Annotated in this window: 8 protein-coding genes and 1 tRNA gene; 3 read left to right on the top strand and 6 right to left on the bottom strand. The window is 65.6% G+C overall.

Going from position 1 to position 12,938, the window contains the following annotated elements; translation table 11 throughout:
• Positions 1 to 81: 81 nt before the first annotated feature.
• The 3 genes from MMSR116_RS27765 to MMSR116_RS27755 form a co-directional block, all read right to left on the bottom strand.
• Positions 82 to 1,815, bottom strand: coding sequence for a putative bifunctional diguanylate cyclase/phosphodiesterase (locus MMSR116_RS27765; RefSeq protein WP_010684144.1), 1,734 nt, complete (start codon positions 1,813 to 1,815; stop codon positions 82 to 84).
• A gap of 134 nt (positions 1,816 to 1,949) precedes the next feature.
• Positions 1,950 to 3,410: a methyl-accepting chemotaxis protein gene (locus tag MMSR116_RS27760; RefSeq protein ID WP_010684143.1), complete on the bottom strand. Its 1,461-nt coding sequence runs from the start codon at positions 3,408 to 3,410 to the stop codon at positions 1,950 to 1,952.
• Between the two features lie 795 nt (positions 3,411 to 4,205).
• Positions 4,206 to 5,324 carry a PAS domain-containing protein gene (locus MMSR116_RS27755; RefSeq protein WP_010684141.1) on the bottom strand — a complete coding sequence of 373 codons (1,119 nt, stop codon included), beginning with the start codon at positions 5,322 to 5,324 and terminating at the stop codon, positions 4,206 to 4,208.
• 638 nt (positions 5,325 to 5,962) lie between these two features.
• On the opposite strand from MMSR116_RS27755, the gene MMSR116_RS27750 reads away from it, so the two are divergent.
• Both MMSR116_RS27750 and MMSR116_RS27745 read left to right on the top strand, forming a co-directional pair.
• Positions 5,963 to 8,404 (top strand): putative bifunctional diguanylate cyclase/phosphodiesterase, encoded by a 2,442-nt coding sequence (locus MMSR116_RS27750; RefSeq protein ID WP_010684140.1) that lies wholly within the window; start codon positions 5,963 to 5,965, stop codon positions 8,402 to 8,404.
• 259 nt (positions 8,405 to 8,663) lie between these two features.
• Complete coding sequence (locus MMSR116_RS27745) at positions 8,664 to 9,725, top strand: DMT family transporter (RefSeq protein ID WP_010684139.1); 1,062 nt, start codon at positions 8,664 to 8,666, stop codon at positions 9,723 to 9,725.
• A gap of 205 nt (positions 9,726 to 9,930) precedes the next feature.
• Here the strand turns inward: MMSR116_RS27745 and MMSR116_RS27740 are convergent, their stop codons facing one another.
• The 3 genes from MMSR116_RS27740 to MMSR116_RS27730 form a co-directional block, all read right to left on the bottom strand.
• Complete coding sequence (locus MMSR116_RS27740) at positions 9,931 to 10,680, bottom strand: flavin reductase family protein (RefSeq protein ID WP_010684138.1); 750 nt, start codon at positions 10,678 to 10,680, stop codon at positions 9,931 to 9,933.
• 966 nt (positions 10,681 to 11,646) lie between these two features.
• A tRNA-Ser gene (locus MMSR116_RS27735) sits at positions 11,647 to 11,736 on the bottom strand.
• Positions 11,737 to 11,806: 70 nt separating this feature from the next.
• Positions 11,807 to 12,214, bottom strand: coding sequence for a tyrosine-type recombinase/integrase (locus MMSR116_RS27730; protein WP_051072193.1), 408 nt, complete (start codon positions 12,212 to 12,214; stop codon positions 11,807 to 11,809).
• Positions 12,215 to 12,265: 51 nt separating this feature from the next.
• On the opposite strand from MMSR116_RS27730, the gene MMSR116_RS27725 reads away from it, so the two are divergent.
• On the top strand, positions 12,266 to 12,898 hold the full coding sequence (locus MMSR116_RS27725; RefSeq protein WP_051072192.1) for a hypothetical protein: 633 nt from the start codon (positions 12,266 to 12,268) through the stop codon (positions 12,896 to 12,898).
• Positions 12,899 to 12,938 lie beyond the last annotated feature (40 nt).

Below are 12,938 nucleotides of genomic sequence, written 5' to 3'. Positions count from 1 at the left end.
CACGGCGAGCGCGCAGAGCGTTACGCCAACCTGAACCCCTGTGACTTCATGATGCCTTCGCCGAGCGGGTGAAGTCTGACCTCAAGCCGCCAGAGAGGACCGGGGATTCTCAACGAGGAGGTGAAGGGCCGCGGCCGCCTCCGCGACGGGCATGACGGGGAAGAAAAAGTAGCCTTGAAGTCGATCGCAGCCGATCTCGACGAGCTTGCGATACTGCTCTTCGGTCTCGACGCCTTCCGCTGTCACCAACATACCAAGTCGGTGAGCCAACTCGACAATGCTTCGAACGATCGTTTCATCGCGATCGCAATGGCCGATGTTCATGACGAAGCTGCGGTCGATCTTGAGCCGCGCGATCGGAAGTTCCCGCAGATGCGTCAGCGAGGCATAGCCGGTGCCGAAGTCGTCGAACGCGACCTCGATACCGCTCTCGCTGAGCCGGGCGAGTTCCTGCCGGACGGAACTGGACCGCTGCCCCAGGAACAGTCCTTCCGTCACTTCGACACCGATGCAGCTCACGGGCACGTCCTCGGCGGCCAATTGAGCCAACAAGCGCGTCGAGAAGCCCCGCAGATCGAAATCGGCTGCCGACGTGTTGAATTTGATCTTTTCAAACGGGACACCCGCTCGCAGCCATATGGCGGCCTGTCGGATCGCTTGCCTCTGGACCATCTGGCCAATGGCGGACATCAGGCGTGGAGAGTCGAAAACGTCCTTGAACCGTCCCGGCGTGAGGAGGCCATGCTCCGGGTGCCGCCATCGCAGCAAAGCCTCGCACGAAGCGGGTGACTTGCAGTCCGATGCGACGATGGGCTGGTAGAACAATTCGAATTCACCCCGGACGAGACCGATCTTGGCCTGCTCCTGGATGTCGACCCGGCGCTGGGTCGCCGCGAGCATGGGGGCCTGAAAGGTCACGCAGCGATCCCGTCCGAGACGTTTCGCCTGATAGAGGGCGATGTCAGCGCATTTGATCAGCTCTCCGGCCGAGGTGCCGTCGGCCGGGAAACGCGCCAAGCCGATACTGGCCGTGACATTGAACACGCCTTGGTCGAGTTCTATCGGCTGCCGAATCGTATCCTGGGCCTCTTGAATGAGGGCGGAGGTCTCCGCACCGTGATCCGGCAGGACAGCGGCAATCTCGTCTCCGCCAAGACGTGCGGCAAACCCTCGTCCGACCAGGACCGCGTGGAGCCGATCCGCCACCGTTCGGAGGACGCGGTCGCCGACGTCGTGTCCATTGACATCGTTCACGTCCTTGAAATGGTCGATATCGAGCATGAGGACGCGCAAGCCTTGCTCGTGCCGTTCCGAGTTCGTCATCAGGTCGGCGAGCAGGGCCTGAAGGCCATTCCGATTGAGCAGACCCGTCAGCGGGTCGCGGCTCGCCATGTCGCTGAGACGCTGCTGCGCGGCTTTCTGTTCCGAGATGTCGAAGCGGCAGGCGACGTACCGAACGATTTTGCGACCGGCGTCGAATTCCGGAATGATGGTCGTCGCAACCCAGTACAAGGTACCGTTCTTGTCGCGATTACAGATCTCGCCCCGCCAGGTTCGGCCCGCACGGAGCGTCCGATACATCTCTTCGAAGAACGCCTTGCCGTGACATCCGCTGTTGAGGATGCGGTGGTTCCGACCGAGAAGTTCCCCGCGGCTGTACCCGCTGATGGCGCAGAACCGATCGTTGACTTGGATGATCCGACCGGCCGGATCCGTGACGGCCACGATCAAGACATCATTGACGGCGTCGATCCAGAAATTCTCCTCGACATTGGCTGTTCTGAGACTGTTGTCTTCCGGAAGGCAATGAGCCATGAGATCACCAAATCAAGCACCTGCGCGCGTCGGACATCGAGCCAAGCTATTGCTTGACTCGACGAGCAAGGCACTCGGCAGCCCCCTTCCGTGTTCGCCCACATCTGTCCGCGACCGGTCCCGTGCGTGAGCCGTCAGCCGGTCTTGAGGAACTTTTCCATGCTGGCACCGAGGCCGGCCGATCGGGCGGCCAGCGTTTCCGAGATCTGCCGGACCATCTCGGCAAGCTTACCGGTCTCTCCGGCCGCGGCCGAGACACCCGTGATGTTGGAGGACATCTCCTGCGTCGAGGCAGCCTGTTCCTCGACCGCGCTTGCGATGGCCAGCGTCAGCTTCGACAGTTCGGCCACCTCGTCGGTGATCATCCGGATCGCCGTCACGGCCTCGCCCGTGGCTTCCTGAATGGCCCGGACCTTGTCGGTGATTTCGCCGGTCGCCTTGGCGGTCTGGCCGGCCAGTTCCTTGACCTCGGTGGCGACCACGGCGAAGCCGCGGCCGGCGGCCCCGGCGCGCGCCGCCTCGATCGTGGCATTCAGCGCCAGCAGGTTGGTCTGGTCGGCGATGGATTTGATCATGCCCACCACCGTGTCGACCTCGGCCGCGTTCGCGGCGAGATTGCGCACCGTCGCGTCCGTGGCCGCGGCCTGGGTGGCGATCTGCTGGGTGCGCTCCGACACCCGGCCGACCTGCCCCGAGATCTCGTGGATCGAACTGGTCATCTCCTCGGAGCCGGCTGCGACCGAGTTGGCGCGCTCGCTCGCCTCGTCGGCCGATCTGTTCAATCCCTGGGCCGAGTCCTTCATCTCACCGATGGCCATACCGAGCGCATCGACGACGCCGGCGACCTCGCCCGCCATCGCGACCTGCGCGGTAACCACGGACCACGTCAGCATCGGTCCAAGATAGGTGCCGTCCAAGTCGGTCATCGCGGAAACCTGCAGATCGAGGGTTTCCGGCCCGACCTTGATCTTGGTCCGATGCGGCAGGCGGCTGGCATCGGCCAGCATGTTGCGCTGGTGGTGCGGATTCTTATGAAAAACGTCGAATGACCTGCCCATCATGTCGGACACCTTGATCGGCAGATACTTCTCGATCGATTCCAGCGTCTTGCGCGAGGTGTTGTTGATATAATCGATCTTGAAATCGTTTCGTGGATCTGCCGTCATGACCGCGACGGGCATATCGTCGATCATGCGCAGCAGCCGGCTCGCTTCCTTTTTCTTGTCCGTGATGTCGCTGGCGAACTTGATGACCTTAAGGGGGCGTCCATCAGGCCCCGGGACCGGGTTGTAGGTGGCTTCGAGCCAGACCTTCGCGCCCGATCGCGCCTTGCGCTGGAACTCCCCGGCGACGAACTCGCCGCTGCGAAGCTTCTTCCACAGGTTCGCGTAGTCGGAGCTTTCGGCGACCTCATCCTCGACAAAGATACGGTGATGCTGGCCTTGTATTGCGGCCAGCTCGTAGCCGACCATGGACAGGAAGATCGGATTGGCACCCCGTATCGTGCCGTCCATCTCGAACTCGATGATCGCGAGAGACTTTCTCAGCGCGTCGAGTGTCGACTGCGATTCATTGTAGGTCGCACGGAAAAACATGGCCAGGCTCTCAAGTGATCGATTGCTTATATCTCCGGAGATTTGAATACAGCATTAAATGGCGATCCCGGATTCGAGCGCGGCATGAACGAATGCATGTCATTCGACCGTGAATATGATCCTACCTTCCGCTTTCGGTGGTCGATGGAAGAAATCGTTTCGATTGGAACGAATTTTTCGCGACGCCAGCGGGTACCTCGCTACCTGCGGGCACCGCGAGGGCAGGCCTGCCTCTTCCCGTTTCCGGGCAACCGCGTTCGAAGGCGGGCTGAACAGGTTCTCGCCCTGCATAAACTTGGATCGACACTCGAGATACGGAACGCGGGTGAGCGCTCGAACAGACCGGCTCTGCATGGCCGTCGATTGTCCGGCGCGATGCTGTGTTTGCTCCGCGTCGTATCCGGTGATCCGTGTCCATTGGACAGCACGGTCGTTCGGAAGGGTCTGATCCGGATCCGGCGTTGGCCGGGTTCGACCAATGGCGCGATGATCGTTGTGGCGATAGCCGGCGAAGAACGAGGTCTTCCTCACGCCTGCGCGGCATCCGGAGCGATCGTATCGTGCGATCAGAAGGACCGTGCCCCCTGAGCGACCCCGATGGGCCTGTGCCGTGGGCGCGGACTGTATCGGGTCTCACCGAAAGGGGTCGGCGCATCGGCGCCCGGGCGGCTTTACGGCAACGCCTTCACCGGCCGTCACGATGAGGACGGAGCGCGGGCGCCGCACGCGAACCACGGCTGCGATCCGAGCCGGGCGTACGTGCCTGGCGCCGCCGTCATGCGGGGCGCTGGGCCGTCACGCCTCGCGGATACCGGGCCTCTTGCCTGCCTCGAAGATGAACTCGACGCCGGCACCCTCCAGGGCACGGCGCACGGCCAGCAGCGTGTCGGGGCGCGACCGGACTTCGGAAGCGGGATCCTCCAGCCGGTTGAGCGTGGATACCGAGACTTTGGCCAAGGCCGCCAACTCGTCCTTCGACAGGCCGGTCAAGCCGCGTGCCGCCCGAATCTGTCCGGGCGTGAGGAGATCCTCCATCTCGGATGGCCTGTGGGCGGCGTTCGTCCCCTTCGGCCAATCCGTCGCCGCGTCGGTCGTCGACGACGAGGCACCGTAGCGGCTGCGGCCCGCCACCTTGAGGCAAACGCCGACCCATTCGCGGACCGACCCATCGCGGTTGAGCACCGGCGCACCGCGGGCATTGAACCAACGGTAGATGCCGTCCGCGCAGAGCACGCGATAATCGGTGTTGTAGGGCTCGGTGTGCTCGACCGCCGTGGTCCAGGCGGCGAGCGTGCGGGCGCGGTCGTCCGGGTGCACAGCATCCAGCCATCCCCACCCCTGCATCTGCGCGTGGGTCTGGCCGGTCAGCGCCATCCACTGCGGCATCTCGCTGGGCTCGCCATTGGCCTTGTTGACCCAGAAGACCGAGGCGGTGGCGGCGACGAGTGCATTCAGCCGATCATGGCGCTGCATGAGGGCGATCATGGCATCGTGCTGCGCGGTGACGTCGAAGACGACGCCAAGGCCCTGGCTCGGAATGCCGTCCGGACCGAGAACGACCTCGGCGTGGTGCAGGACCCAGCGCTGGGTCCAGTCTGGCCGGATGATGCGGAACTCGCGGCTGATCGGCTGGCCGGACCGCAGGACCGCGATCTGGTCGCCATGCGCGGCCCGGTCTTCGGGATGGATCATGTCGAGGCCGAAGCCGAACGTGAGTTCGGAGGCGGGGTCCAGGCCGAGGATGCGGTAGAGGCCGGGCGAGGCCTCCAACCGATCCGCGCGCAGGTCTGCCGACCAGAAGCCGACTTTGCCGGTGTCTTCGATCAACTTGAGGAAATGGCGCGACGAGATCTGGCGCGGCGGCACGCCCACCTCCGCCGGCACGGAGCGCCGCATCAAGGCACGTGTGGGCACCGCTCCGCCTCCCGACACCGATGTCGCATGCTGTGGCAGTCTTCATGTCATGGCGCCGGTTTACAATTCATTAAAATGCACGATTTCTGTCGCTAAGACTGCACGATCGCGGCCCGCGGCCGTTTTCGACGAGGGTCGAACGGTCTTCGTGTTCTCGATCGACGCTTTCCGATCATGCGTCTTCGAATTTCATGCCTCGCTAACGAACAGCCCGGCCACGAATGCTCAAGACAGCCGGTGATGGCATGAAAATCTCCATCTCCGTCGGCTCTCGAGCCGCAAGCTTCGAAAAGACAGAAAATTCGATCCAAAAATCGACGAATCGACCCGTGTTTCGCCGATCGCTTTGAGACTCCAGCAGCGCGCGTCGCTCATCCTCATGAAACAGGACGGCAAGGGACTTCTTCGGCGTAGGGGCATCACATGCGGCTTCAGAATCACGATCTCCCAATCCGGCCGCTTCCGCCGAACGCCTTGCCGGTCGCGTCCGGCGTCGAGGGCACGCGATCGGCGATCCACGCCCATCTCCAGGCTGCCCCCGGCGACAGCTCTCGCGTCCCCCAAGCGGTGGACCGGGCTGGCGTGATGGCCGGGCCGGCGTTCGAGGCGCCGCGTCCGGCCGCGCGGGGTGCGCGGTGATGAGTGAGATCATATTGCCGGCTGACACCGACGAATTGACCATGTCCGACCAGGACACGCGCCTGCGCGAGGCAACGCGCGCTGCGATGCTGGCCGAGACGCTGCAGCTCGGAAGATACACGGCGTTTACCCAGGCAGCCGTCGTGCTGGTGCTGACGGCCATCTTCTGGGAGGTCGCGTCGCACCAGTACCTCGCCGGCCTGTCCGCGTCGGTCACCGCGCTGTGCACTCTGGCCATGGTCGCCTTGCGGCGCTACCACGGTCGTCTCGGCGAGGACGCCATCGCCCGCGAGTCCTTCGTGGTGCTCCATGGCCTCGCGCTCGGTCGGGGGCTCGCGTGGGCGAGCATGCCGGCGGTCCTGCTGCCATCCCTCGACAATGCCTACCGGATCGTGGTCGGCGCGGTCTGCGCCGCCCTGATCTCGCACGCCTATGTCGCGGGCCCGATCTTCTCCCTGGCGGTGCTCGCCGTGGCCCCCGTCGTGATCGGCCTGTTCGTCGGGCTCGCCGGCTGCGAAGGCCCGGTCGGGCAGTATGTCGGGATCCTTCTCGCGATCTACGCGGCTTTCGTGTTCGTCAGTGCGCGTCGGATATGCTGTCACTCCTACCAGCGAATCCGAGACCGGGTCATCGTACGCGCGCAGAGCGAGACCATCGGGTTCCTCCTCAGGGATTTCGCCGAGGGCACGAGCGACTGGCTCTGGGAGACCGACACGGTCGGGCGTCTGCGGCAGGCTCGCGCGGCGGTCGCCGCCCTGCTCGGCATCGAGGCGGCCTGGCTGCGCCACCGGACGCTATCCGCGCTTCTCCGGGAATTCGCCGACCCCGACGGCGATGGTGCGGATGCGGCCGCGGTCGCTGCGGCCGTCGAGGCCCGCGCGCCGTTCCGCGACCGAACCATCCGGCTTCGTACGGCAGACGGGATCCGATGGCTCACGCTCAACGGCAAGCCCGTCTTCGACGCACAAGGGGCGTTCGCCGGCTATCGCGGCGTGGGCTCGGACGCCACCGAGAGCCGGGAGGCGCAAGCCCGCATCGCCTTCCTCGCGGGGCACGACAGCCTGACGGGCCTGCCCAACCGCGGCGGCTTCCAGGAAATGCTGGCGGCACTCTGCCGCGAGGTCCGCACGTCCGAGCGCCGGAGCGCGCTGTTCTACCTCGACCTCGATGGCTTCAAGGCCGTCAACGACAGCCGCGGCCATCTCGTCGGCGACCGCCTCCTGAAGGAGGTCGCCGTGCGCCTGCTCGCGATCGGCGGCCCACACGGCGGCTATCGCCTCGGCGGCGACGAGTTCGCCGTGGTCGTCCGTGACGTCGAGCGCGCCGAGGCCGAGGCGCTGGCTTCACGCATCGTGGCCGAGCTTCGGCGACCGTTCCAGATCGACGAAGCCCAGCTGGAGATCGGGGTCAGCGTCGGCATCGCCTACGTGCCGGACGATGCGATCGAGCCGGCGAGCCTGCTCATGCGCGCCGACCTTGCCCTCTACGCGGCCAAGGCGGACGGAAAGGGATGCTGGCGCACCTTCGATCCTTCGCTGGAGGAGCGGGTCGTCCGCCAGCGACAGCTCGATCTGGACATGCGCGCTGCCCTCGCGGCCGACGAGATGGAACTGCACTACCAGCCCCTGGTCGACATGAGGAGCGGCCGCGTCACGGGCTTCGAGGCGTTGCTGCGCTGGAACAAGCCAGGATATGGCTGGGTCTCGCCCGGCGAGATCATCCCGATCGCCGAGACGACCGGCTTCATCGTCGAGATCGGGCGCTGGGCCCTGCGCCGCGCCTGCACCGACGCCCGCGACTGGCCCGACCTGCGGGTCGCGGTGAACATCTCCTCCATTCACGTGCGCATGCCGAGCTTCCACGAGGAGGTGGCGGCCGTCCTGCGCGAAACCGGCCTCGCGCCGGGACGCTTGGAGATCGAGATCACCGAGTCGGTGTTGTTGGATCACGGTCCGGAGGTATTGGAGAACCTGAAGCGCCTGCGCGCGACGGGCGTCAGGATCGCGCTGGACGACTTCGGAACGGGCTACTCCAGCCTGAGCTACCTGACCGAGTTTCCGTTCGACAAGGTGAAGGTGGACCGCTCGTTCGTGCGCGACCTTCAGGGCCGCCCCGAGAAGGTTGCGGTGGTCGAGGCCATCGCTCGGATGGCGCGCGCCCTCTCGATGAACGTGACGGTGGAGGGCGTCGAGACCCGCCAGCAACTCGACGTCCTCAGGGAGAAGCGCTGCGATATCGCCCAGGGTTTCCTCTACAGTCCGGCACGCCCGGCCTCCGAGCTCGCGACCCTCATCGCGCGGATCGAGGGCGTGCCCCTGCCGCCGCCGGCGCGCGAGGATGCGCCGAGGGGCCGGCCGGTCGTAAGAGCCTCCGATGCAGCGGCTGAGGGGAAGCCGCCCTCCAACGCGCGCCCGGTGCTTTCGCTGGTTCGCGCCTTCTGACCAACAGGCGCACGTTCGCTTGGACGCGTGAGGCCCATCTGCCTTCGACGAACGGATCCCGGACGGGCCAGCGGCTTTCGGCCGGCTCCGGCCGCATCCACGGGCACGGATGAACGGCTGAGTTGGGTGATGGCCGCCGGTCTGCTTCGGGGACGAATGCAGAGACGCGAACGCCGCCGCCGTGCCTGCTTCCGCTCCTTCGCGGAAGGTCGGAGGATTCGATCTCGGGCGCTCGAGGGAGTCCTGCTACAGGTGCGGGATGAAGCGCGTCTATTCTCACCTGTGGCCTGGGGTGCCGCTGGCCCTCGTTTCGGCCGTCCTGTTCGGTGCCTCGACCCCGTTCGCGAAGCTCCTGCTCGGCACGGTGTCGCCCCAACTGCTCGCGGGGCTGCTCTACCTCGGTGCGGGCGTCGGTCTGGCAGCGGTGCATGGCGGCCGGGCTGCTCTCGGCGTTCCGGCCCGGGAAGCTCCTCTACGCCGTCACGATCGACCCTGGCTGGCGGCGGTGGTGCTGTCGGGTGGGTTGGCCGGGCCGCTGTTGCTGATGCTAGGGCTGTCGCGCACCTCTGCCGCTTCCGGATCGCTTCTGCTCAACCTCGAAGGGTTGGCGACCATGCTCATCGCGTGGGTGGTGTTCCGGGAGAACGTCGATCGGCGGCTCCTGCTCGGTGCGTCCGCCATCCTTATGGGCGCGGTCCTGTTATCGTGGAACGGCGAAGGTGTGTCCCTCGATGCGGGCGCGGCGTTGATCGCCGCTGCCTGTCTGGCCTGGGGCATCGACAACAACCTGACGCGCAAGCTCTCCTCGGCCGACCCGGTTGTAACGGCCATGATCAAAGGGGTGGTAGCGGGCAGCGTCAACGTCGTTCTGGCGCTGCTGCTGGGCGCAGCCGTACCGCCGATGGCGGTCATCGGGGCAACGGCTCTGGTCGGCTTCCTCGGCGTCGGCGTGAGCCTCGTCCTGTTCATGCTCGCGTTGCGCCACCTCGGTGCAGCGCGCACCGGAGCCTACTTCTCCCTTGCGCCCTTCATCGGCGCGGTGATCGCCGTGGCGCTCCTGCGCGAGCCGATAACGGTGCAGCTTGTCGTGGCCGGTCTGCTGATGGGAGTGGGCCTTTGGCTGCACCTCGCGGAGCGGCACGAGCACGAGCACATCCACGAGGTGATGGAGCACGAGCACGCCCACGTCCACGACGAGCACCATCCGCATCATCACGATGGGCCCGTGACGGAGCCGCACACCCACTGGCACCGGCATGAGCCGCTGCGTCACACCCATCCGCACTACCCCGACCTACACCATCAGCACGGCCATGCCTGAAGGTTCGGAGCCGGGGCGTCGGCTGCGGGGCGAAGGATCAGTATCTGCTCCCGAGGCGAAGGTGCCGAATGGCCCAGGAATGACGGCTTTCGGGCAACGGTGCCGGCCGTCCGCACGATTGGCATGGGTCGAAAGCGGGCAGGCTGCACGGGGTGAGCTTCGGCCGGTTTGCTTTCGAGCGACGATGAATGAAAACGGACCGCAGCTAACCGAGCCTGAGATCTCTATTGGGATCGAACGCATCGCGGCCGGTCTCGCGCCATCCCGCCGGGTCAAGGACACCGTCGCGAGCCCTCTCCACGTCGGGCATGCGGTAGCTCTTCTCCTCGATCTCCGCGAGCCGGGACGGAACGATCTCGATGCTCGACACGCCGTAAAGCTTCTGAAAGTTCATGATCAACGGCTGCCACTTGCCTGGATCGATGCGGTTCTCGTGTCCTTCCATCAGCAAGCCCGGATGAACATGGACACGGGTGATGCGCACCGCGAAGGCCGAGATCAGGCCCGCAACCTGGGGATCGTCGTCCATGATCCCGTGCCGGGCCGCGACGACGGCCTCCAGTTGGATAGGGCACTCCAGCGCGCGCGGGGCGGCCACGGTCTGCGACGCGATGGGTGTGAGGCCGGCCACCTCGAACTTGGACGGCTCATACGTGTAGCCCAGCCGTCGTTTCAGTTCGGGTATCGTCTCGGTGCCCGTCAGGCGCGCCAGCCTGTTCACCGCGTCAGCCTGTCTCGGTGACGCCAGATTGAGGACGCACTGACCCGTGCGGATCATGTTCTGCGGCGTCTGCGAGGCGGTCTGGAGACCGAGCATGCACCGCCAACCGAGCCACCACGCGGAGGACATCGGCGCAAGGTTGGCGGTGCCGTCCTCGTTCTGCGTGCTGATGAGGACCACCGGGGTTCCGAGGTAGAGGATCGACGGCTCGATTGTGACGTGGGGACCGTTCACGAGTGGCTCCGTGGCTTGGCGATGGACCACGTATGCGACTGCCCAGTCTGTGACGCTTCCCGCTTCTTGCGCCGCAATTCAACTTTCGCGCGCTGCATCGATTCGCATGCCGCTCGAACGCGGACCGGCGCACAGTCACCCCAAACCGCGATTGCAGAGCGGTCACTCGGATGACCGCTCCCAGGATGCACCCACGGGCTCTTCGCACGACCGGCATGAGTCGGATGCAGAACAGCGGCTCGGGGTGGCTTTCCGCCGGTCGGTTTCGGGATGCAAACCCTCCGGGGCGACATGCTGAAGCAATGCAGAGAGACTGGTGCACGGACTCAGACGGATGGTTCAGGGGACCGGCTGACGGCGGAGAGGATGTTGGTGGCCGGCTTTGTCCAGACGAAAAGTCTGCTTCCCCGCGCGCCGTCAGGACGCCGGCCCAGCGCCTGATGGTGGATGGCGCGAGCTTCGCTTCGACCGCGTAGGCCTCGAAGACCGGACGCCAGGGAACGGATCCCGTCGGTGCGAACGGAACGGCCGGAATGCTCGAAGGACCAGAAGCGACCCTTCTCGAGTTGCTTCGCAAGGCACAATCGGATCGACGCCGATTGGAAGGAGCCTGTACGCCGCCTCCGGGCACACCTTCGGGTAGCGGCGCGAGGGCGGCCAAGCCAGCCGCCGATCGCCTCAGAAGCCTCCACCGCTCGTCGCTCTCGACGGCTGCCGGGCGGTACCGCATCCTGGAAAGAGCCGACTCCTCCGTTACGAGCGGCCTGCGCTCCTCGCACCTTCCGAGCAGCGGTTGCAATTCCTTGAGCACTCGGCGCCGGAACCAGTCCATGGCCGTCTTCGGATCGCGCCACGGGCGCGCGGACGGCAGCGGCCTGGTGTGTACCACCTTTGTGCACCACCGCGACGGCCATAAGCACCAGAGATGCTTAAGCTTTATTCCGGATCAAAGGCTTAGGGAAGGTCTGGCGGAGAGGGGGGGATTCGAACCCCCGATGCCCTTGCAGGCATGCCGCATTTCGAGTGCGGTGCATTCAACCGCTCTGCCACCTCTCCAAAGCACTAGGATCATTGCAAAATCGGTGCTTTTGCAGGTCGGTTGTAAACCCTGCTTGCTACCGGATTGCTACCCAACACTCCGCGGACGCTTCTCTAGCGCCTGCGATAGGGCCTCGTCAACGCGAGCCACGACCACTTCCTGCATCCCCGGCAACACGTGGCTGTAGAGGTCCAGGGTTATGGACACCCGGGAGTGGCCGAACCTTTTAGAGGCGACCTTCGGGTGCACGCCCTTGGCCAGCATGTGGGTGGCATGGGCATGCCTGAGATCGTGCAGCCGGATCTTCGGCAGGTCTCCCGATGCCGCGATTTTGCGCCAGGCCTGGGTCAGCGTCCGAGGCTGGATCGGCTCGCCGTCCTCGCGCGTGTAGACGAACGTCCCCTCCCCTTGCCAGACGCCGAGCCTAGGCAGATCTTGAGCCTGCTCGACTCGGTGCAGCCGAAGGCTCTCAACCAGCATCGCGGGCAGCGTCACCAGCCGCCCCTTGCCCGACTTCGGCGGCTTGTATCGGACGCCGGCCTTCGTTTGCTCCGCGCTCTCGGCGATCGTCAGCTGGCCTCACTCCAGATCGACGTGCCGCCAGCGAAGGGCAACAATCTCCCCGCGACGCAGGCCGCACAGGACACCGGCGGCCGCTACCTGACGGTCACCGGCCGGCATGTGCCCGGCACGCCGACCGAGATCCGAGAGGCACCACGCCTGATTGCCTACCTGCAGGAAAGGGCGGACCAGATCCGGGCGGCTCAGAAGGCGGCTGCCGGCCTCGCCCGAGAGCAAGAGCGAAAGAAGGCGGAGAAGCGAACGCAGGAGCCGCCCAGGCAATCCACGAGCGAACGCGCCTCAGCGAGCGCGCGCGAGCGTGGCCCGCGCGACGGCTCGGACTTCTGGCGCACCGTCAACGACCGGGCGCTGGCGAACCTGGACGCGTGGATGACGAGCGTGTTCCCGAGCGTCCGCTATCAATCAGGGACCGGCGCCTACAGGGTCGATCAGCGCGACTTGGGCGAGGGGTACGAAGAGGATCTGTCCCTGCACCCGGATGGGATCCAAGATTTCGGATGTGGGGACATGGGCGATGCTCGCGCCGGTGCCCGTCCGCTCATAGACATCGTCCGAGACTACCTACCGGCCACGGACCTAGCGGCGGCGGCCATGTAGCTGTGCGAACGCCTGGGCGTCCGGCCGGAGGACATCGGGT

Origin of the sequence: Methylobacterium mesophilicum SR1.6/6 (assembly GCF_000364445.2) — a bacterium.
In the GTDB taxonomy this organism is placed as follows: Bacteria; Pseudomonadota; Alphaproteobacteria; order Rhizobiales; family Beijerinckiaceae; genus Methylobacterium; species Methylobacterium mesophilicum_A.
This window is presented reverse-complemented; position numbering and strand designations above follow the sequence as displayed.

Bases quoted from the DNA above. Each gene is read 5' to 3' on its own strand.
- MMSR116_RS27765 (WP_010684144.1), bottom strand. From the start codon at position 1,815: ATGGCTCATTGCCTTCCGGAAGACAACAGTCTCAGAACAGCCAATGTC.
- MMSR116_RS27760 (WP_010684143.1), bottom strand. From the start codon at position 3,410: ATGTTTTTCCGTGCGACCTACAATGAATCGCAGTCGACACTCGACGCG.
- MMSR116_RS27750 (WP_010684140.1), top strand. From the start codon at position 5,963: ATGAGTGAGATCATATTGCCGGCTGACACCGACGAATTGACCATGTCC.
- MMSR116_RS27745 (WP_010684139.1), top strand. From the start codon at position 8,664: ATGAAGCGCGTCTATTCTCACCTGTGGCCTGGGGTGCCGCTGGCCCTC.